The sequence below is a fragment of the Paenibacillus sp. genome, from assembly GCF_048976745.1.
Classification (GTDB): domain Bacteria; phylum Bacillota; class Bacilli; order Paenibacillales; family Paenibacillaceae; genus Paenibacillus.
The window spans coordinates 228,384-250,752 of record NZ_JBHGUU010000004.1; the positions used below are offsets into that span (position 1 = coordinate 228,384).

Consider the following 22,369-nt stretch of genomic DNA (forward strand, 5'->3'; position numbering starts at 1 on the left):
CAACATGTCGATTCGCATTATCGTGCAAGAACCAGATGAGGTGCTCCACAAGAGAGCCAAAGAAGTAACCAAAATTACACCGAATGTACAAAAATTGCTGGATGATATGGCTGATACCATGTACGATGCGGAAGGTGTAGGTCTTGCTGCACCGCAGGTTGGTATTTTGAAACGTCTGATTGTTATTGATGCAGGTGATGAGCAAGGGCTGATCAAGATGATTAACCCGGAGATCATTGCAAGTGAGGGAGAGCAATTTGGACCGGAAGGTTGTCTGAGTATCCCTGGAATTAATGGTGATGTTCGTCGTTTTGAGACCGTTACGGTCAAAGGTCTGGATCGTGAAGGCAAAGAGTTGATTATTACGGGAAGTGGCTTGCTTTCCCGTGCATTCCAGCATGAAATTGATCATCTGGATGGCGTACTTTTTACGGATATCGCCGAGAAAGTGTACGAAATTGCAGCCGATCAAACGGGACCGCGTCGTAATTAAGGAGTGATCGATTTGAATATTGTTTTTATGGGAACACCTGAATTTGCAGTTCCTTCTCTCGATATGCTGATTGCAGAAGGATACAATGTGGTGGGTGTGGTGACTCAGCCTGATAAACCACAGGGACGCAAAAAAGTACTTACGCCAACACCGGTTAAGGCCGCGGCAGAACGCCACGGTCTGCCGGTGTTTCAACCGGTTAAACTGCGTGATCCGGAAGCGGTAGCCCGCTTGGCTGAATGGAAGCCGGACCTGATCGTGACTGCGGCTTTTGGTCAGATTCTGCCCAAAGCCGTGCTGGATATGCCCGTTCGCGGTTGTGTGAACGTGCATGGCTCTCTTTTGCCAAAATATCGGGGAGGAGCCCCGATCCAACGTTCCATTATTAACGGTGAATCCGTGACAGGAGTCACCTTAATGTATATGGCTGAAGGCCTGGATACCGGAGATATGATCTCGCGTGTGGAACTGCCAATTACAGATGAAGATACATCAGGATCGATGTTTGATAAATTAAGTGAGGCGGGTTCCAAACTGCTTCAAGCTGAAATGCCACGATTGATTGCAGGCGAGACAACGGCTGTCCCTCAGGATGATGCCGAGGCTTCGTATGCTCGCAATCTGACTCGGGATGACGAGAAGATGGACTGGAGTCGGACTTCACGTGAATTGTTCAATCAGATCCGCGGCCTTGTGCCATTTTCGGGTGCATTTACGATGTGGGAAGATCAGGTCTTCAAAGTTTGGGCTGCGGCTAACCCCAATCAGGTGGATCTGGCAACCTCTTCGGATGCTGGACAAGCAGAGCCGGGAACCGTCCTGCAATTGGGCAAGGCAGGGATTGAAGTTCGCACAGGCGATGGGTCCCTCTGGTTGACTGAAGTGCAACCTGCAGGCAAAAAGGTGATGCAAGCCGCTGACTTTGCCCGTGGGGGTACACTGAAACCTGGAACGGTGCTGCGATGAGTGGTAACACACCGGGTCGTTTGTCGGGAAAAAGTCATAAAGCTACAGGAAATGCGTCCGGGCGTGAAGGAAACCGCCGCCCGAATTCGGGAAAATCGGGGGGGCCTGGAAATTCGTCTGCATCCCATTCTGCCTCAGGTGGTGCAGCTCGCTCCCAGAAACCGAAAACATCTGCTCGTGCATTGGCAGTCAAAGTTCTGAGTGCTGTTGAGCAAGATGGAGCATACAGTAATCTGGAGTTGAACCGTCGTCTGAAAGAGGCGGATTTAAGCCCTGCGGATGCTGGACTGGCTACCGAATTGGTGTACGGAACAATCGCCAGATTGAACACACTTGATTATTTTCTGGAACGTTACGTCGCCAAAGGCGTATCCAAACTGCAACCATGGGTTCGTAGCCTGCTGCGGATCAGTGTATATCAGATGATATACCTGGATCGTATTCCGGAGCATGCCGTGGTGAGCGAAGCGGTTAATCTGGCGAAGAAACTGGGCCATCAGGGAATCTCGGGGATGGTGAATGGTGTGCTGCGCAATATGATCCGTAATCGGGATGAACTTCGTATTCCAGAACATCTGCCCGTGGCTGAACGTATTTCACTGGAACATTCCCACCCGTTATGGATGGTTGAACGTTGGATCGCACACTACGGCGAGGAGACAACGGAAGCCATCTGTCGTGCGAATAATGAACCGCCAGCAGTAAGTGTCCGAGTTAACACAACAATGACCACACGGGAGAAACTGATGCATGAGATGGCAAGCACAGGTGCAGTCGTTGAAGCTTCTCAGTTAAGTTCCGATGGAATTCTTGTACGCAGTGGCGGGAATATGGCACTAACGTCCTGGTATCGGGATGGTTTGTTTTCTGTACAGGACGAAAGTTCCATGCTCGTCGCTGAAGCCGTTGCGCCGGAAGAAGACCAACTAGTATTGGATTGCTGCGCAGCTCCAGGTGGTAAAACAGCTCATATGGCTGAGAAAATGCATGATCGTGGTCGAATTATCGCTAACGATGTACATGCCCATAAGCGCCAGCTGATCCTGGATCAGGCGGAGCGTCTTGGTCTGAGTTGCATCGATGCTGTAACTGGAGATGCACTTGATTTGAACGAGCGGTATCCGGAAGCATCGTTTGACCGCATTTTGCTGGATGCACCATGTTCCGGCCTTGGTGTTATTCGACGCAAACCAGATGTGAAATGGACCAAATCCGTAGAAGATATCGAAGATATCGCCAGCTTGCAGCGTGTACTGCTTGATCGTGTTGCACCGTTGTTAAAACCAGGCGGTATTTTGGTTTATAGCACATGTACGATTGAGCCTGCTGAAAATGAGGATATGGTTGCAGATTTTTTGAATCGACATCCGGAATATCGTCCAGCAGAAGCATCCGTTTGGTCTGAATCGGAGACGGCAAACTTGAAGGTTGTAAACGGAGGCGTTCAGATTTTGCCACAATACGCTCACAGTGACGGATTTTTCATCGCACGGTTGACAAAAACAGCGGAATAACAGTTTAATAGAGCACGGAAGCATGGCCGCCGGGGGGAACTTCGGCGGATTTCTTTGTGATGGGACTTCGGCATAATGGTCAGGGAAATGTGATGACAGGGTGCGATGGCGGCATTGAGGTGTTATAATGCATGAAGTACAGATATCAAGGGTATACATGGATGTAACGTGGTCTTTGTGATAGAATAGGACGAATGGAACGAAAAGAAGGAAGCCAAACGAAAAGAAAAGAAGGAATAGGTGTGACAACAAAATGAAACCTTTTATATATGATTATTCTCTGGAACAGCTACAGCAATGGGCTGTTGAGAACGGGGAGCCGGCGTTTCGCGGTGGTCAAATCTTTGACTGGATTTATGTAAAACGCGTGAATGATTTCAGTGAAATGACAAATCTGTCCAAGCCATTGCGTGAAAAGTTGACAGAGCAATTTGAATTCGTAACACTTAAGGAAATTACAAAGTTTGAATCCAAGGATGGAACGGTTAAATTCCTCTTTGGTCTTCATGATGATCATGCCATTGAGACAGTAATCATGAAACATAACTACGGGAACAGCATCTGTGTAACCACACAGGTTGGATGTCGGATTGGTTGTACATTCTGTGCATCTACACTGGGTGGACTCAAGCGTAACCTTACGGCTGGGGAGATTGTTGCCCAGGTTGTGCAGGCTCAGAAAATTTTGGATGAACGCGGCGAGCGCGTAAGCAGCATTGTAATCATGGGTTCAGGTGAACCTTTCGAAAACTATGAAGCAACGATGACTTTCCTGCGCATTATGATCCATGAAAAAGGACTGAACATTGGTCAGCGCCATATCACGGTATCCACGAGCGGAATCGTTCCGAACATCTACAAGTTTGCAGATGAAGACACACAGATTAACCTCGCCATTTCGATCCATGCGCCGAATGATGCACTGCGTTCGAAATTGATGCCGGTTAACCGTCGTTTTCCTTTTGAAGATGTGATGGAGTCCCTCCGTTATTACCTGGCCAAAACAGGTCGGAGAATTACGTTTGAGTATGCACTTATTGGTGGCGTAAACGATCAGCCAGAGCATGCAGCAGAACTTGCAAGTGTGCTTAAAAACATGTTGTGCCACGTGAATCTGATTCCGGTTAACCATGTACCTGAACGCAAGTACGTAAGAACTTCGAGAAGCGACATCTTCAATTTTCAAAAGATTCTCTCGGAACAGGGTGTTAATGTAACCATTCGTCGTGAACAGGGACATGATATTGCTGCCGCTTGCGGTCAGCTTCGTGCAAAGCATATGGAGTTGAGGTGAGAACGTTTTGATCAAAACAGTTCATGTGAGCCATATCGGACGAGTGCGTTCGGTGAATGAAGATTCAGCCTGGATTCGTAATCTCGATACAGGATATATTCTGGGTATTGTTGCCGATGGCATGGGTGGACATCTTGCAGGGGATACGGCAAGCCGCTTGGCAGTGGAGACGTTGGTACAAGACTTGGGAACACTGGAGCCAGGTCTGTCGCATGCGTCTCTGTCTGCAGCTCTTAGCGATGCTATTTTGCATGCCAACGAAGTGATCTTCCGCACGGCATCCACAGATGACAAGTATCATAACATGGGAACAACGGTGGTTGCGGCATTATTGAACGATACGGAAGGTGTTATTGGACACATCGGGGATAGCAGAGCATACAAAATTGCGAACAAAGCTGTCATCCAGTTAACCGAGGACCATACACTGGTGAATGAATTGTTCAAAAATGGTCAGATCAGCAAAGAGGATGTGTCCCATCATCCACGTCGCAACGTTTTAACACGTGCGCTTGGAACAGATGCCGAGGTGAAGGTAGACCTGGATACGGTCAAGCTGGAGGAGGGCGAAGTTCTTCTCCTGTGCAGTGATGGCCTCAGTAACCTGGTCAGCAATGAGCAGATTATTCAGGTTGCCGGCAATCTGGAACTGGCATTGGAAGATCGCGCTGACCGACTGCTCCAGTTGGCTTTACTTGCTGGGGGAGACGACAACATCACGGTTGCCTTGTTTGAGTTGCAGAGGGATGGTTCCGTGGATACGGAAACGGGGTGTGAGTCATGATTGGGCACCAGCTAGGCGGACGCTATGAAGTGATTGAGCGTGTCGGCGGTGGCGGCATGGCTCTTGTGTACAAAGCACAGGATCTTCTGTTAAACCGGAATGTGGCGATTAAAGTTCTTAGACAACAGTTTGTGCATGACGAAGAGTTTATTCGCCGTTTCCGCAGGGAAGCACAATCGGCAGCATCGCTGTCTCATCCAAATGTAGTTAGCATTTATGACGTGGGGCAGGAAGATGACGTTCATTATATTGTCATGGAGTACGTGGAAGGCAAAAACCTGAATGAAATTATTAAAGAACGTGCGCCTCTGCAGGTGGACGAATCGGTGCGAATCGCTTCCCAGATTGCAGATGCTCTTGATCATGCACATCATAATCAAATCATTCATCGGGATATCAAACCCCACAATATATTAATTGGCCGGAATGGCCGAGTGAAAGTAACGGATTTCGGGATTGCCCGTGCGGTTACATCTACAACGATTACGCAGACGGGATCCGTAGTTGGTTCTGTACATTACTTCTCACCGGAGCATGCCAAAGGTATCGTTACTGGTGAGAAATCGGACTTATATTCTCTTGGGATCGTACTTTACCAAATGCTTACTGGGCAACTTCCGTTCCTGGGTGAAAGTCCAATCAGTGTGGCATTGAAGCATTTGCAGGAAGAGTTCGATGAACCACGCAAATTCAATCCATTGATTCCGCAAAGTGTGGAAAATGTCATCTTAAAATCCATGCGTAAAAATCCGCAGGAACGTTATCAGTCGGCCAAGGAAATGCAGACCGATCTGGAAACTTGCCTGATGCCGGAGAGACGTAACGAAACAAAGATTGATTTTCCGGATGAGGATGATATAGACCAGACTCGCGTTATGCCAGCGATCAAGCCTGAACCACGCGGAGTTACATCGACCGGTGCAATGCCTGTGATGGAGTCTGACGAAGAAACTGGCAAGGGTAAGGCAAAAGCGAAGAGCTGGAAGAAGCCAGCATTACTCATTTCATTAACCGTTCTTATTCTAATCGCCATGGTGGGTGTTGTATGGTATGTCAAGGGTATGCTGGTTGTACCTGAAGTAACCGTGCCTAACGTGATCACCCAGACGGAAGAAAAGGCTCGTGAAATGCTTGAGGAGAAAGGACTCGTCGTCAGTGATGAGGTCATTCGTCTGTACCAGGAAGGTGTTGAACCGGGTATTGTCTATGACCAGAGCAGAAAAGAAGGCGATGTTGTCAAAGAAGGTTCCGAGGTCCAGATCAGTGTTGGTGCAGAAAAAGAACTGGTGAAGATGATTGATGTCAAACAGGAGACTTATGATGAGGCTGTCAAGAAGCTGACTGCTCTTGGCATTAAGGAAGATCAGATTCAGCGGAAAGATGACTTTTCCAATGATGTGGCTTCAGGTTCTGTTATTTCCCAGACACCGGGTGTGAATGAGGAATTCGATCCTGCGATAGTTCAGATTGAGTTGACCGTAAGTAAAGGTACTGAAACGGTCAAAATGCCTGATCTAAAAAATCTTACCCGCAGTGAAGCCGAAGAAAAACTGAAGTCTGCTGGACTTGTACTTGCTCAGGTACAGGAAGAATCAAGTTATACGGTGGATCAGGGCAAAGTGACGCAGCAATGGCCTGTGGAAGCTGGCGCAGAGGTGAGTCCTGGCGATAAGATTACAATCTTTATCAGTACAGGGTATCCGCCTGAAGCGCTGAAATATCCTTTTAATATTAATGTATCACCCAAAGAAGAGGGCAAAAACAGTAAAATCCGTATCACATATGAAGACGCACGTGGCAAGAATCAGGAATGGGGAACTCGCACTGTGAACTCAACCCAGACCTTGACCATTCCACTTGTGCTGGCTCCGAATGAAAATGGGGCTGTGTCCGTATATCGTGATGGACAGTTCCTGGATACGTACCTTGTCTCCTACAGTGAAGCCAAAAACGGAACAGTGAATGTACCTTCCATTGATCCGGAACAAAGTACCCAGACGCCGCCAGAAAATGAGCCTGATCCAGGTGACGGCAGCGTTGATGAGGGCAGTGTTGATCCCAATCAGGAAGGTGAGCCTGACTCCACACCGGTGGATGGTGAAGGTGACAACGTAGATGAAGACACTTCTGCCATGAATAATGGTAAGGGGCACGGCAAGGAAAAAGAGAAGAAAAAGGAAGTCGTTAACGCATCAAGCCGTCCATAAGGGCGGCTTATGCTGGCGTCTGGAGTAAACGTACCACCATTTAAAGGAGGGCGACGGAGCTATGCCAGAAGGTATCATCGTTAAAGCGCTAAGCGGTTACTATTATGTCATGCCAGTGGAAGACAACGGGGTTCCTTCGGTTGAAGGTTCCGCCGTTCAATGTCGAGCCAGAGGTATCTTCAGAAAACGGGGAACATCACCGCTTGTAGGTGACCGCGTCAGCTACATGTTGACGGAGAACGGAGAAGGAACGGTAGATGAAATCCGGAAGCGTGAGACGGAACTCATCCGTCCTCCAGTGGCCAACGTAAGTTTGGCTGTTCTGTTATTCTCGGTGAAAGAACCGGATATGAACCTGAATCTGTTGGACAAGTTCCTTGTTCACATCGAGCAGGCTGGTCTGGATGCTCTGATTGTGCTGACCAAACAGGATCTGGCTGATCCAGCCAAAGACACGGTTGCTGAAGTAAAAGCATTGTATGAACAGGTTGGTTATGAAGTGATCTCCACAAGTTCACGTACCGGCGAGGGCAGTGAGCTGCTCAGAGATCGTCTCGCTGGTAAGATTAGCGTATTCTCTGGTCAATCCGGTGTAGGCAAGTCATCCATGTTAAATGCATTGATGCCCGGCCTGACGCTGGAGACGAGTGCAATCAGCATGCGTCTAGGACGAGGGAAACACACCACCAGGCACGTGGAGCTTATTCCATTGGACAATGGTGGGTTTGTTGCAGATACGCCAGGATTCAGCCAACTGGACTTTCTGGAGATCGGTGTGGAGGAACTCTCCACTTGTTTCCGGGAATTCGCCCAGTTTGCAGATCAGTGCAAGTTCCGAGGTTGTACCCATACACATGAACCCGGTTGTCGTGTGCTTGCGGCCAAGGAGGAAGGTCTAATCTCCGAAAGCCGATATCAGCACTATGTGCTGTTCCTGACCGAAATGAAAGATAAGAAGCGGAGGTATTAACATGATTAAGATTGCCCCATCGATATTATCAGCTGATTTTGCCCGCCTGGGTGCGGAAGTTGCAGAAGCCCAAGCAGCAGGAGGAGACTGGATTCATGTTGACGTTATGGACGGTCATTTTGTCCCTAATATTACGCTTGGACCTGCGATTGTGAAGGCGATCGCTCCACATACCAGTTTGCCGCTCGACGTGCACTTGATGATTGAGAATCCGGAGCGTTATGTTGAGGAATTTGCCAAAGCGGGTGCAGCGGTAATTACCGTTCATGCTGAGGCATGTGTGCATCTGCACCGGGTTATTCACCTGATCAAGGAGCAGGGAGTCAAGGCAGGAGTTGCCCTTAATCCGGGAACGCCAGCGTCTGCCATTCTCGAAGTTCTGGATGATGTGGATATGGTTCTAGTGATGACGGTGAATCCTGGATTTGGCGGACAGGCTTTCATCTCGGGAACCATGAACAAAATCAAGCAAATTCGTACCTGGTTGAACGAAAAGGGACGCCATGATGTACATATTGAAGTAGATGGCGGAATTGCAGCCGATACAGCCCCACTTGTGGTGGAAGCTGGAGCGGATGTGCTTGTTGCGGGGAGTGCCGTATTTGGCCGTGAGGATCGTGCTGCCGCGATTACTGAAATTCGCCGTAGCTACGGAGGCTGATCTATGACCCTCAAGGAGACACTGTGGACGATGGCTGCGAGTCTCGTGACGGGACTTGTGCTTGCTTTGTTTGCGGTTATTCAATCCCCGTTTAATGCCATAACGTCGTTAATCGGGGTGGGCGTTGTTATTATGTATTTCCGCAAATTTGATCGTACGGGACATCGGGTTACTTTTGTCATATTCAGCATACTGTATTATGTACTGAGTGTTTTCATGATCGCTGTCTATCAATATATTCCTGCCCAAACGTAAATGACCTGATCTTCGGGCTTGTCATTGTGGAATAGGGATCGATGGTTCCGCATAAATATGGTTACATGAGCAGGTTTCTCATGTAGCCTTTTTTGTCGTGTTTGAGGTAAAAAAGGCCTGAAGCATAGGATACGGCGGACGCATGAGCATGATGGGGAGGGTGAATTATGAAATTTTACACATTCAAACTGCCGAAGTTTTTGGGAGGGTTTGTAAAGGCGATTCTTAATACGTTTCAAAAGAACTGATCCGATTGATAAGGTAACAGGGAATACCGCCGCTTTGGCTCAGGCTTATCTGGAATTCGTACCTGCGAAGCGCCATGCGGCGGCCATTCACATGTTAACGAGCGTATTCAAGAATCCCTTTTTTGAATACCAAAAAAGCACCTGCAAGGAACAAGGTGCTTTTTGCTTACCCGATTTATAGTAGCTTTGCGTGATTATACGCGAGTCACTTTACCGGCTTTCAGTGCACGGGTGCTTACGTATACACGTTTTGGTTTGCCGTCAACGAGAATGCGGACCTTCTGAACGTTTACGCCCCAAGTACGACGGTTACGGTTGTTAGCGTGGGATACGTGGTTACCGGTGCCCGGTTTCTTACCTGTCACATAACATTTGCGAGACATAGATTACACCTCCTATCCTAAAATAACCAGTTGCCTTCAGAAACGAAAAGTCATTCCATAAGGACTAAATTGTTCTTCCTGATCATAAAGACCAGGCTTCAGTAGCTAATGGCGTTGTTTAAGCCGGCATGACCGGATCATTTCCATTACTTAACCTGCATAAAACAATACTTGAATATAATATCATAATCAAAAAAGCTTCGTCAACTGATCCAAAAACTTTATTTATTTCTCTTGTCTAATATAGTACAATGTTGAGTAGTCCATAATACAGTGGTGAACAGGCTGTTGCCGCGAGGAAGTCGGAGAATAAACCGTACCTAGAGGTCGGTGGTCTGCTTTTTGGCAACGCTGTGAGCTGCGGCATTCCATCTTTGGCACCAGTCTCCATGCGGCATTCATGCCGGCTCTTGATACCGGTGCATATCCGTATGCCCCGAAGTTAGGGTGCAGAGAGTGCAGGATATTGGTAGCCCGGCCGCCCAGACCGTTAATCCGGCTGACATGTTGTATTGTATGCCTGTGCCGGACAAGGTATGGACGAAGAATAACGCAGTCCGCGTTAGCGCATGAACAGACCAGACACATCTTGGTGCAAGGTGTTCGTGTATCAAGCTAGGAAGGGGAATTCTCACTTGAGTATACGTTCTTTAAATGGAACAGATTTCACCGCAATGGTACTCGCCGGAGCGGAACAACTTGGACAGCATGCAGAGCACGTCAATTCCCTGAATGTTTTCCCTGTGCCGGATGGTGACACGGGAACGAACATGAATTTGACAATGAGTGCAGGAGTTGCAGAGATTAAAAGAAAAAGTTCTGCCTCCATCGGAGAAGCTGCCGGTATTCTATCAAAAGGCCTGCTTATGGGCGCACGGGGGAATTCAGGAGTTATTCTGTCACAATTGTTCCGTGGTTTTAGTCGTTCAGCTGCTCCCTATGAGGAACTGAATACGCTCCAATTTGCAGCAGCCCTGCAGAACGGTGTTGACGCAGCTTACAAAGCAGTCGTAAAACCCGTTGAAGGGACCATTCTTACCGTAGCGAAGGAAGCGGCGAAACATGCCAATTACTACGCAAGACGGACGAATGATATTACTGAATTAATGAATGAAGTTTTGTTAAAAGCAAAAGAAGCACTGGCAATGACTCCGGAATTACTTCCTGTACTGAAACAGGTTGGTGTTGTGGATTCAGGTGGTCAGGGGCTTGTATATATCTACGAGGGCTTTATGGAAGTATTGCTGCAAAGTGACGGTGTGAATCGTACTTCGCTGAACAAAGAAGTAACCCCATCCGTGGCAGCATCTGCTTTGAAACCGGCTGCACCGACAGAAGTGGATATCAAGAAGCCTGCACAGCAGCAGGTGATTGCGCCGGAGATGCCTTTATCTGCTCAGGCGAGATTGGAAACGGAAGATATTGAATTCCTGTATGATATGGAATTCTTCATTAATCGTGAGCTTGGAGAGAACGCGGGAGTGGCATTTGATGATGAAGCATTCCGGAAAGCGTTGTCAGTTAATGGAGATTCGATCATTATCATTGCCGATGATGAGGTCATCAAAGTTCATGTCCATTCCAAAACACCAGGCGATGTGTTAAACCTGGCACTGCATTATGGGGAAATCACACAGATTCATATTCTGAATATGCGTGAACAGCATCGGGATCTTCTGACAGCAGGTATGGACATTGCTCCATCACCTGAATTGTTTGCAGAGATTCCACCTGAGGCAGCGCGCAGTATGGAAGAGGCCGTGCTTCCTGCAGATGAGATGGCACCGTATGGTTTTATTGCGGTATCGTCCGGTGACGGTATAGCAGAGATTTTCCAAAGTCTTGGCGTTGATGTTGTTCTGTCCGGTGGACAGACGATGAATCCGAGTACTGAAGATTTTGTAAAAGCCGTTCGTTCCATTGCTGCGGAGCAGGTATTTATACTCCCGAATAACTCGAATATTGTACTGGCTGCGGAGCAGGCACGTGAACTGCTTGAGGATGAGCGCCGAATTACGGTTATTCCAAGCAAGACCATTCCACAGGGAATGGCTGCTGCCTTTGCTTTCCAGGAAGATGAGTCTGCGGAAACGAACCGTGACCACATGTTGGAGGCAATCAGTCGGGTGCAGTCCGGTCAAGTGACTCATGCGGTTCGTGATACGCAATATGATGAATTGGATATCAAGGCGGGGCACTATATCGGTATTCATAACTCCAAGATTGTAGCGACGGATGAAGCCATGCTTCAAGCATGTGAAGGTCTGCTCAAACAGATGATGGAGAGCGGAGATGAAGTGGTGACGATCCTTGAAGGGGACGAAGCTGACCCTGAGGTAACTGCTGCCCTCGCTGCATGGCTTGAAGTACAGTATCCTGATGCTGAGGTAGAGGTCCATCGTGGAGGACAGCCTGTGTATTATTATTTGTTCTCCGTAGAGTCCTAATAAAGGTTGCTCAAAAAGTCATTTGTTGACTTTTTGAGCAGGTACTAATAGCACTCTAGCAAAGAGGAGGAGAGTCATGAGCCACAAGGTTGCGATAGTAACAGACAGTACGGCAGATATTCCAGAAGAACTCATCCGCAAATACGGGATTCATATTGTTCCGCTGCGCGTTCTGTTCGGTGAAGAGAACTATGCAGATGGCGTTGATCTGACTTCGGAACAGTTCTACGAAAAATTGAAGAAGAGTTCTGTGTTGCCTACAACTTCACAGCCCTCTCCAACCGATTTCATGAATGTATATCAAGCACTGCTTGATGAGAACCCTGAACGCCCGATTGTATCCATCCACCTGTCATCTGGCATGAGTGGTACCTACCAATCGGCGATGCTTGGAAAATCTTTGCTGGAGCGTGAGGGTGACATCACCGTGCTGGATTCGAAGTCAGCATCGTATGGATACGGTCTAATGGTAGTACAGGCTGCTGAACTTGCCGAACAGGGGAAGTCCTCAGTCGAAATCGCTGCTGCCATTGAAGGGATGCAACAATCTCGTAAATTGTTCTTTCTTGTGGATACTCTTGAGTATCTGCAAAAAGGCGGTCGAATTGGCAAAGCTTCAGCCATCTTGGGAACGCTGCTTAACATTAAGCCGATCCTGTCTATTGATGAAGAAGGCGTGATCTATGCAGTTGAGAAAGTCAGAGGTCATAAAAAAGCAATGGCACGCATTATTGAGCTGTTCCAGAAGGATCTTGCAGGCAAACGGGTTAACCTGGCGGTAGGTCATACCGCTGACCCGGGATCAGCAATCGCTTGTGCAGAGCAGCTGCGTGGTCATTTTACACTGAATGAAGTGATCTATACCAATATTGGAGCCGTAATCGGTAGCCATGTTGGACCTGGTGTCATTGCGATCTTTATGTGGCCTGTTCCGGAATGAGGGATTAGACATGAAATTGGAAGAAATATCAGTTAAGCAAATTAACGGCGTGAGTGCTCTCAAAGAGGGAGAGCTTCACGCCTTTGGCATCTCTACTGTTAAAGACTTGCTTGAATATTATCCGTTCCGTTATGAGGATTATCGTCTGCGTTCACTTAGTGAAGTGAAGGATGGGGACAAGATTACGGTCCAAGGACAGGTAATGGGTATTCCTGTATTACAACGATATGGTAAAAAGTCCCGTCTTACCTGTAAGATCATGACGGAAGAGTGGATGATTACAGCCACCTGGTTCAATCGCCATTTTCTTAAAGAACAGCTTACCCCCAATCGGGAGATTGTGATTACGGGAAAATGGGAACAAAAACGTATGCAGATGACAGTGACTGACTCGGAGTTCCCGGATAAAGGGGATGGGCGTTCAGGTACACTGCAACCTGTATATTCGGTAACCGGCAAGCTGACGCAACAATGGATGCGGAAAACGATCAATCAGGGATTAATTCAATTTGGAGATATGATTCCCGAGATTTTGCCCCAATCCTTGATGAACAAATACAGCTTGATGCCACGTAAACAGGCGATTGCGGGGATTCATCGTCCACAGGACAACCGGGAAGGCCAACAGGCCAGACAGCGGATGGTGTATGAAGAACTGTTTCTGTTCCAGTTGAAAATGCAGGCGTACCGTGCGCTCAACCGAAATCGCATGGATGGCGTGGTACATACAACGGACAATACAACGATTCGTGAGTTTGTACGGAGTTTACCATTTGAACTGACAGACGCTCAGAAAAAGGTCGAGCTTGAAATTCTGCATGATATGCGTTCGCCCTATGCAATGAATCGGTTATTGCAGGGTGATGTAGGATCGGGTAAAACGGTTATTGCGGCAATTGCGTTATACACAACTGTTCGATCCGGTTTCCAGGGGGCTTTGATGGTACCTACGGAGATTCTGGCGGAGCAGCATATGCGTTCACTGCAAAAGCTATTTGAACCGTTTGGGGTAACCGTAGGGCTGTTAACAGGCAGTGTAAATGGGCGTAAGCGTAAAGATCTGATCGCCTCGTTGCAAATGGGCATGATTGATATCGTGGTGGGGACACACGCCCTGATTCAGGAAGATGTTTTCTTCCGTGATCTGGGTCTTGTGGTGACGGACGAGCAGCACCGCTTCGGGGTGAATCAGCGCAGCGTTTTACGACGCAAAGGCTATAATCCGGATGTGTTAACGATGACGGCTACGCCCATTCCACGGACACTTGCGATTACGGCTTTTGGGGATATTGAGGTATCCACGATCTCAGAGCGTCCGAAAGGACGGATTCCAATCTCCACGTATTGGGTTAAACACGACATGATGGAGCGAGTGCTCGGGTTTATCTCCAGAGAAGTGGATCAGGGACGTCAGGCCTATCTGATCTGTCCCCTCATAGAAGAGTCGGAGAAGCTGGATGTGCAGAATGCGATTGATCTGCATGTGCAGATGCAGCAGAACTTTCCGAAATATCGCGTAGGTCTGCTGCACGGACGGATGACCGCTGCGGAGAAAGAAGAGATGATGCGTGAATTCTATAGCAATGATATTCAGTTGCTTGTCTCCACCACCGTGGTGGAGGTTGGGGTCGATGTGCCAAATGCCACGTTAATGGTCATTATGGATGCGGATCGTTTCGGTCTGTCCCAGCTGCATCAGCTTCGTGGTCGGGTGGGGCGTGGTGCCCATGCATCCTATTGTGTACTCATTGCGGATCCCAAGACAGAGGTCGGACAGGAACGCATGAAGGTCATGACGGAAACGGAGGATGGATTCGAGGTATCCCGGCGGGATCTGGACCTCCGGGGTCCGGGTGATTTCTTTGGTACAAAACAGAGCGGCTTGCCCGAGTTCCGTCTTGCCGACATGGTTGCCGATTTTGCTGTGCTCGAACAGGCCAGAGATGATGTATCCCAGTTGATTGAGGATGCGACCTTCTGGACCTCTATGGACTATACACCTCTGCGTGATTTCCTGCAGCAACAGCAAGTGTTCAAAGGTGATCTGATTGACTAAACCTTCCCAGGATAGCTGTTTTTTCGGTTGACCTTTGTAAAAAAAGACAAGTGTACAAGCCCTTCCGACATATGAATAAGAAGTGAGTTTATTCTTTGGGAGGTGCTGTACGTTTTGGGTTATCAACAATATGGAATTAGTCCGCAGCTGGTGGAGCGGATCAAATTAAAGATGAAAAATCCGGCTGTCAAAGAGCGTATCAAAAAGTTGATTGAGGGTGTGACCAAGTCTGATCTGCAAGATAAGGCTAAGGTCAGAAGGCTGGTCAAGTCTTCCGCAGTCATTATGAATGAGAATTTCTCTGCTGCACAGGAAGAGCAGTTTGTTGCGTTTGTGCTTGCACAGAAGATTGATCCAAACAATACGTTTCATTTGATTAAGCTGTGGGGGATGTTTAGGTAGGGATTCGATGTAATGTTGGGTGGGATAAAGAGAGTTGTTTACATGGGGGCACTACGAGTGCAGTACCATCTTCCGATCGCTGTTATCCCCGGATTTTCTGATTTACCCTTTCCAAGGGTAAAATCCGGTGATAAAGGCGAGCGCTTCGCTTCTTCAGATTGGTTCTGCACTCTCCGTTGTGGTGTAAACGAAAGTATTTTAGAAAGACCAAATTACATCGAATGATTGTATGGTAATATTAAGAAGGGGTGTTCCATGAAGTCATGTAGATGACATGATGGAACACCCTTTTTTTGTGTGGTGAAGAGCAGCAAGGATGAAGATAGTCTTAGTGCGCTTTCGATTGTGTTTATGTATTTTCATCTCTTGTACTCTTGCTTTTATCCTGTAAAGAGCTGATGAATATTAAAGTTATGATTAGAACTACAATGATAATGCTATTGGAAGGGAATTCTTTCAGAATGTAGTCCTGCACAAGTAAGATCAGGGTTGAGATAAATAAAATCAGTTGAAGGACAAGCCTTGTTGAGCGATCGGGTTGTTGACTTCGTCTGGAGACAGCATATAGGGTAACCCATATTAGACTAAGAAGAAAAAATGAACCCAGGAGTAAAATGGCAAGCATGCATAAACACCTTTCTGTAAATAAAATTCGTTAATAACTGGGATAACATGACAACTGATTAATTATATCACAGGAATTTCTGTATTTGTTGATTTTATGGAAATAGAAGGTGGTCGTTGACCTTTACATATGCCTCTTTTTATGATTTTCACAAGATGTACTTTGCTTTCCTCAAGAGTGAGCGGTAAACTGTTGCATACGAGATGTGTGTGAATCAGGCTTCATTTTATAGATGTTGTAATGGCATTACAATGAGACATATATTTATTTTGGAGAGATGTGGAGGAAGTACGATTGGAGATGTTTACGATGCTGCTGGGTTTATTTGAACGAGCGGCGCTGCTGATTATATTTTTATTCTTTCTGTCGAGGGTGCCGAGGTTCAGGCAGATTCTGCAAAAGGGGAATTTAAGGTGGCAGGAGTCTGTTGCGGTTACCTTGTTGTTCTGTGCTTTTGCCATCTTCGGGACGTATACGGGCATTAATGTTGAAGGTTCACTGGTGAATGTACGGATCATCGCCGTGTTATCGGGTGGTATTTTGTTTGGAGCGCCTGTGGGTATTATTACGGGGATAGTCTCCGGGTTGCATCGGTATTTGATCGATATGGATGGGGTCACAGCCATACCGTGTCTAATCACGAGTATCCTTGCAGGTCTGGTCTCCGGATATATACATAAGTATACGGCCAAGCCTAAGCGATGGATTATCGGTATTGGTGCCGGAATGATCTGCGAAGCGCTCACGATGTTATTCATCCTGCTATTTTCCTATCCCGATCCACTGGGTGCCGATATTGTTTCGAAGATTGCACTGCCCATGATCCTGGGTGAAGTTAATATTGGGCTGATTGTGCTCCTGGTGCAGAGTGTTGAAGGGGAAAAGGAAATGATTGCAGCCCGTCAGGCGAAGTTGGCACTGGAGATTGCGAACAAGACTTTGCCGTATTTCCGTTCCATCGATGAGGATTCTCTGCGCAAGATCTGCCATATTATTCAGGAGGATATTCAGGCTGATGCGGTTGCGATTACAGATACTCGGAATGTATTGGCTTATGTAGGATTTGGTGAGGAACGATATCATATTGGTAATGAAATTATAAGTGAGATGACCAAGAAGACGATCTCCAGCGGGGAGATTACAATCAGTAATGATGTCATTGATGAAAAAACACCGGATATCCACTCGCTGTTAATCATTCCGCTCAAAGAACGAGGAGACATTACAGGTGCACTCAAAATCTATTATCGCAAAGCGTACAAAATTACGTATCCTTTGCAAACGATGGCCGTAGGTCTGTCGCAGATCATCTCCACCCAGATGGAGGTATCACGGGTAGAAGAGATTAAGGCTGCTGCCAACAAAGCAGAGCTCCGCGCATTACAGACAACCATTCATCCGCATTTTCTGTTTAATGCGCTAAATGCAATTGCTTCGTCCATCCGAACCAAACCGGATCGTGCGCGGGAGCTGATTGTGAATCTATCCGGGTACATGCGTTACAATCTGGAGCTGTCGGATGAGTTAATCGATATTCATAAGGAACTGGAGCAAGTCCGAAATTATGTAGAGATTGAGAAAGCTCGCTTTGGCAGCCGACTTAACGTGATCTATGAGATTGATGAGGTCGCGGTGCATATTCCGAGTCTTGTTATCCAACCGCTCGTCGAAAATGCAATTATACATGGCATTCTCAAGGTGAAAGGACCCGGGACTGTTCGAATTCGGGTACAGGATTATCCGGAGTTTGTGCGAATCAGTGTCAGTGATACAGGAGCAGGTATTAGTGCAGATATTATTGAGCGCGTCTACCATGACCGTATGCCTGGTAACCAGATCGGGCTGTATAATGTGCATCGCCGGGTCAAGCTTATTTACGGACAAGGTGTAACCATTACACGGCTGGAACAAGGAACCGATATTTTATTTGATGTGCCCAAAGGAGATGTCGTAACAAGGTGATGATGGATCAATGAGAGCTCTTATTGTGGAAGACGAGATTCTGGCAAGCGAGGAATTAAATTATTTAATCCACGAACATAGTCAGATTGAAGTGGTGGATCGCCTTGAAGATGGGCTGGATGTACTGAAATTTTTGCAGGACCAAGAAGTTGACGTCATTTTCCTCGATATTAATATTCCCTCGCTGGACGGCATGATGCTGGCCCATCATATTGGGAAGTTTGCAACCAAACCCTATATTGTATTTACTACGGCGTATAAGGATCATGCAGCAGAAGCCTTTGAATTGGAGGCGTTCGATTATATTCTAAAGCCTTATGACGAGAAGAGAATCGCTGCGATGCTCCATAAGCTGGAGATGGCTTTCAAGCGTGATCATACGCCGATGGAGCAACATGTTGAGGATGGACAAGCCACAGCAGCGGACGAATCTGCTGCTATGCCGGGTGAACTGATACGGGATATGAATTCCCATACGGACAGAAGAATTAATCTGCTGCGGAATGACAATATTATTGTTACGGATACGGCAGATATCTACTATGCGGAAGCGCAGGAGAAAGTAACGAAGGTATATACCAAAAATGGGGAGTTCACCATGCCAGTGAGCATATCGGATTTTCACAGCCGTCTGCCTCAGGACACGTTCTTTCGCTGCCACCGTTCGTACGTTGTAAATCTGTCGCAAATCCGTGAAATCGTGCCTTGGTTCAACAATACGTATCTGCTCCGCCTGCGCGATCTGGAAGCCGAAGTACCCGTGAGTCGCGGGAAGGTCAAAGAATTCAGGCAACTCATGCGCATCTAGAAGCATTTCATTCCGCATCTGATGCAACTCATGCTCAAAACGGTGTAATGAATCCCCTTTCATGTATGATTAGCTTGTGAACGCATTCATGTATATGACATCGGCAAAGGGGAGATCACGATGAAAGCAGCAATTTCATCAGCTTCATCAACACCTGAAACAACATCTGCACCTACAAAAATGAACCGCTGGCTTATTGTTTTGGGGACCATCATTGTACAAATGGGTCTTGGAACCATCTATACTTGGAGTTTATTTAATCAACCGCTGTCTGACCGTTTCGGATGGGACGTCAGCTCGGTCGCGATAACTTTTTCAATTACCAGTTTTGCTTTGGCATTTGCCACATTGTTTGCAGGTCGGTTGCAGGAACGGTGGGGTCTTCAGCGCCTGATCCGTGTAGCCGGGGTTGTGCTTGGGCTGGGTCTTATTCTGAGTTCCCAAGTCACTTCGTTAACACTGCTGTACATTTTGGCTGGATTTGTTGTTGGTTTTGCAGATGGTACGGCGTACATTACGTCACTGTCTAATCTTATTAAATGGTTCCCTGAGCGTAAAGGTCTGATCTCGGGGATCTCGGTCGGCGCCTTTGGTACCGGCAGTCTATTGTTCAAATATGTGAACTCGGCATTGATTGGTTCCGTTGGTCCCGCTCAGGCATTTATGTATTGGGGCATTATCGTTCTGGTTCTGGTCGTTGCGGGATCATTCCTGATTCGTGAAGCTGTTGTTCGTGAACAGGCTCCAACAAGCAAGGAAGGGTCCAAACAAGTCGTAGCACGTCATGACTATACAGTGAAAGAGATGTTGCGTACAAAAGAAGCGTATATGCTGTTTGTTATTTTCTTCACGGCGTGTATGAGCGGCTTGTATCTGATCGGTATTGTCAAAGATATCGGTGTACAGCTTGCAGGTCTTGATGTAGCAACAGCTGCCAACGCAGTGGCCATGGTTGCGATCTTTAATACGGCAGGACGTATTATTCTCGGTGCGCTGTCGGATAAAGTAGGACGGATGAAAGTCATCGCTGGTGCGCTGCTGGTTACAGCCGTAGCTGTCATGACACTGAGTCTGGTTCCACTGACATTCGGGATTTTCTTCGCCTGTGTCGCGGCCGTTGCATTCTGCTTCGGTGGTAACATTACGGTATTCCCGGCGATTGTAGCTGATTACTTCGGACTGAAAAATCAGAGCAAAAACTATGGTGTGATCTATCAGGGATTTGGATTTGGTGCTTTGGCAGGATCATTCATCAGCGCCCTGCTGGGCGGATTCCATCTAACCTTCATTGTGATTGCTGTACTCTGCGCTGTTTCGTTGTTGCTCGCACTGATTATTACCCCTCCAGGTCAAGGTCGTCGTGCACGTCAACGTGAAAAACAGATGAACCTTAAGCCTTCATCACGAGCAAGCTAACAACATGCACCGGAAGTACGGAACAGAGAATATTTCTTCATCTTAAATAGCAAATTAAAAAACAAAGTAAACAAAGCGGTCTCAGTTGAGGCCGCTTTTTGGTATCTAGGGTATCAGATTGCCAGTCGGTTGACCTATTGGACGATCTGGTTGCCTGCAAGCGTGGTACCTTGTGTGCATTCCATCTTTCGCTTCTGTTATACTCTAGGTGAATTCAACAACACCAAGACCAAGTTATGTACCCCAGAGGAGGCATATCATGAAATTCATTAAATACACACAACCTGATTTTGATGATTATTATGCACTGGTATCCAATATGGAAGTGATGAAACAGATTACAGAACGTGTAATGCCGGAGCAAGAGGCGAGAACGCAATTCGAGTCCATGCTGGATTTTAATGAGCGTTCCACTTGTGGCCATTACCGGGTATTTAGTGAAGATGGTGCAGGTGTGGCGTATGCCAAATTGATTCCAGATCAAGAGGACCCGACCAGAGCAGAGATAGGGTACATGATCCTGCCTGAACATTGGGGCAAAGGCCAAGGCACGTCCATAGCGTCGCGGTTGATTATCCAGGCACAAGCCGCAGGCATTGGATCACTCTATGCCGTTATCGATCCGGCTAACGCTGCTTCCCGCCAGATCTTGACCAGACAGAACTTTGTATCCACCTGGACAGGTGATTACGATGGTCTTCCTGGTGAGATTATGGAGTTAGATCTTCAAATGAAGCGATAAAGAGGGCAGTCTGAGGGTAATCAGATAATATAAGGCATTTTGCATGAGATGGCTGGAAACGCATTACATCATGGGAGTTCACCCATGCACATTTCATGCAGGATGCACATATAGAGATGTGGAGGAGATGGCATATGAGCAATTCAACCATGGAACGTCTGAATGCGTTACTGCCGGAATGGCTGGAAACTAGTCGTCTGCATACCGGTCAGGGTAAGGTGGCTTCTTATATCCCGGAGCTTGTCAAAGCCTCTCAGGATGAGCTTGGTATACATATCATGGACGCCGAAGGGAACCATGTATCGGCAGGGGATTGTGGTGTCCCATTTACGATGCAAAGTATCTCCAAAGTATTTACCCTTATTCTGGCCCTGATGGATCATGGGGAAGAGGCCGTCTTCTTTAATGTAGGAAAAGAACCCACAGGCGACGATTACGATTCGATGATCAAGCTTGAATTGGTTGAACCCGGAATCCCGTTTAATCCTTTAATCAATGCGGGTGCAATTACGGTGTCCTCCCTCATTGCAGGTGACTGCAAGGAAGAGAAATCACGCCGCATTCTGGAGTTTTTCCGCAAACTGGCGAATAATGATCAGCTGGGCTATAACGAAGAGGTATTCCAGTCCGAATCGGAGAGCGGTCACCTGAATCGTTCACTTGGTTATTTCCTGAAGCATAATGGCGTGATCAAGGATGACGTGGAAGATGTACTTGCCGTGTATTTCCGTCATTGCTCCATTGAAGTCACCTGTGCCGATCTGGCACGGATGTCACTTGTTCTGGCTTATGATGGGACAGATCCGATTACGGGCAATGAACTTATTCCTCGCCGATATGTACAGATTGCCAAAACCTTCATGACGACCTGCGGGATGTACAATGCTTCAGGCGAATTTGCAATTGAGGTGGGATTGCCAGCCAAGAGTGGTGTATCCGGAGGCATATTGACCCTTGTACCCGGACAATTCGGCATAGGTCTAGTTGGCCCGGCGCTGAATCGCAAAGGGAACAGTATTGCCGGCGTGCATCTGCTCGAACGTCTGTCCAAGGAATTCGACTGGAGCTTTTTCTAGAAAGCTTTCTAAAAAAATAGAATCTACGATCATACGTAGCCGATGAATCACGTATCCGATATTTTGCTTCTTTTGAACGAAGTGAATGGTACGGATATGTCTCGTCGGCTGTTTTTGGTA

At 47.3% G+C, this 22,369-nt stretch carries 20 protein-coding genes; 19 read left to right on the top strand and 1 reads right to left on the bottom strand.

The window, feature by feature from the left end; translation table 11 throughout:
* The first annotated feature begins 4 nt into the window (after positions 1-4).
* From def to spoVM, 10 genes are all read left to right on the top strand, one after another.
* Entirely contained in the window at positions 5-493 is a 489-nt protein-coding gene (gene def / locus ACE3K2_RS01980; protein WP_145322836.1) for a peptide deformylase, read from the top strand.
* A gap of 12 nt (positions 494-505) precedes the next feature.
* Positions 506-1,459, top strand: coding sequence for a methionyl-tRNA formyltransferase (fmt, locus tag ACE3K2_RS01985; RefSeq protein ID WP_421886074.1), 954 nt, complete (start codon positions 506-508; stop codon positions 1,457-1,459).
* Entirely contained in the window at positions 1,456-2,973 is a 1,518-nt protein-coding gene (gene rsmB / locus ACE3K2_RS01990) for a 16S rRNA (cytosine(967)-C(5))-methyltransferase RsmB (protein ID WP_421886077.1), read from the top strand. The genes fmt and rsmB overlap by 4 nt, the downstream gene beginning before the upstream one ends.
* Before the next feature lie 253 nt (positions 2,974-3,226).
* Entirely contained in the window at positions 3,227-4,267 is a 1,041-nt protein-coding gene (gene rlmN, locus ACE3K2_RS01995; RefSeq protein ID WP_036614609.1) for a 23S rRNA (adenine(2503)-C(2))-methyltransferase RlmN, read from the top strand.
* Between the two features lie 7 nt (positions 4,268-4,274).
* Positions 4,275-5,051, top strand: coding sequence for a Stp1/IreP family PP2C-type Ser/Thr phosphatase (locus ACE3K2_RS02000; RefSeq protein WP_421886081.1), 777 nt, complete (start codon positions 4,275-4,277; stop codon positions 5,049-5,051).
* Entirely contained in the window at positions 5,048-7,258 is a 2,211-nt protein-coding gene (gene pknB / locus ACE3K2_RS02005) for a Stk1 family PASTA domain-containing Ser/Thr kinase (protein ID WP_421886084.1), read from the top strand. The genes ACE3K2_RS02000 and pknB overlap by 4 nt, the downstream gene beginning before the upstream one ends.
* Positions 7,259-7,319: 61 nt before the next feature.
* On the top strand, positions 7,320-8,228 hold the full coding sequence (rsgA, locus tag ACE3K2_RS02010; RefSeq protein WP_062835353.1) for a ribosome small subunit-dependent GTPase A: 909 nt from the start codon (positions 7,320-7,322) through the stop codon (positions 8,226-8,228).
* Between the two features lies 1 nt (position 8,229).
* Positions 8,230-8,889, top strand: a complete 660-nt coding sequence (rpe, locus tag ACE3K2_RS02015) for a ribulose-phosphate 3-epimerase (RefSeq protein WP_017687456.1) — start codon at positions 8,230-8,232, stop codon at positions 8,887-8,889.
* Between the two features lie 3 nt (positions 8,890-8,892).
* Entirely contained in the window at positions 8,893-9,144 is a 252-nt protein-coding gene (locus ACE3K2_RS02020) for a hypothetical protein (RefSeq protein WP_091014322.1), read from the top strand.
* A gap of 167 nt (positions 9,145-9,311) precedes the next feature.
* Entirely contained in the window at positions 9,312-9,392 is an 81-nt protein-coding gene (spoVM, locus tag ACE3K2_RS02025; RefSeq protein WP_019424875.1) for a stage V sporulation protein SpoVM, read from the top strand.
* Positions 9,393-9,586: 194 nt separating this feature from the next.
* Here spoVM and rpmB read toward each other — a convergent pair whose 3' ends face one another.
* Positions 9,587-9,775: a 50S ribosomal protein L28 gene (gene rpmB / locus ACE3K2_RS02030; protein WP_017687459.1), complete on the bottom strand. Its 189-nt coding sequence runs from the start codon at positions 9,773-9,775 to the stop codon at positions 9,587-9,589.
* Between the two features lie 635 nt (positions 9,776-10,410).
* On the opposite strand from rpmB, the gene ACE3K2_RS02035 reads away from it, so the two are divergent.
* The 9 genes from ACE3K2_RS02035 to glsA all read left to right on the top strand — a co-directional run bounded on the left by ACE3K2_RS02035 (position 10,411) and on the right by glsA (position 22,249).
* Complete coding sequence (locus tag ACE3K2_RS02035; protein ID WP_421886088.1) at positions 10,411-12,222, top strand: DAK2 domain-containing protein; 1,812 nt, start codon at positions 10,411-10,413, stop codon at positions 12,220-12,222.
* A 76-nt stretch (positions 12,223-12,298) separates the two neighbouring features.
* A complete protein-coding gene (locus tag ACE3K2_RS02040; RefSeq protein ID WP_421886092.1) occupies positions 12,299-13,162 on the top strand; it encodes a DegV family protein in 864 nt (287 codons plus the stop codon).
* A 10-nt stretch (positions 13,163-13,172) separates the two neighbouring features.
* The gene (gene recG, locus ACE3K2_RS02045; RefSeq protein WP_421886095.1) at positions 13,173-15,218 is read left to right on the top strand and encodes an ATP-dependent DNA helicase RecG; all 2,046 of its coding nucleotides are present in this window, start codon (positions 13,173-13,175) and stop codon (positions 15,216-15,218) included.
* Between the two features lie 114 nt (positions 15,219-15,332).
* A complete protein-coding gene (locus tag ACE3K2_RS02050; protein ID WP_421886098.1) occupies positions 15,333-15,620 on the top strand; it encodes a stage VI sporulation protein F in 288 nt (95 codons plus the stop codon).
* 934 nt (positions 15,621-16,554) lie between these two features.
* On the top strand, positions 16,555-18,207 hold the full coding sequence (locus ACE3K2_RS02055; protein ID WP_421886865.1) for a LytS/YhcK type 5TM receptor domain-containing protein: 1,653 nt from the start codon (positions 16,555-16,557) through the stop codon (positions 18,205-18,207).
* A gap of 10 nt (positions 18,208-18,217) precedes the next feature.
* Positions 18,218-19,015: a LytR/AlgR family response regulator transcription factor gene (locus ACE3K2_RS02060; RefSeq protein ID WP_421886101.1), complete on the top strand. Its 798-nt coding sequence runs from the start codon at positions 18,218-18,220 to the stop codon at positions 19,013-19,015.
* Between the two features lie 180 nt (positions 19,016-19,195).
* Positions 19,196-20,431 (top strand): L-lactate MFS transporter, encoded by a 1,236-nt coding sequence (locus tag ACE3K2_RS02065; protein WP_421886869.1) that lies wholly within the window; start codon positions 19,196-19,198, stop codon positions 20,429-20,431.
* Between the two features lie 259 nt (positions 20,432-20,690).
* Positions 20,691-21,173, top strand: coding sequence for a GNAT family N-acetyltransferase (locus ACE3K2_RS02070; protein ID WP_421886104.1), 483 nt, complete (start codon positions 20,691-20,693; stop codon positions 21,171-21,173).
* A 134-nt stretch (positions 21,174-21,307) separates the two neighbouring features.
* Complete coding sequence (glsA, locus tag ACE3K2_RS02075; RefSeq protein WP_421886108.1) at positions 21,308-22,249, top strand: glutaminase A; 942 nt, start codon at positions 21,308-21,310, stop codon at positions 22,247-22,249.
* Positions 22,250-22,369 lie beyond the last annotated feature (120 nt).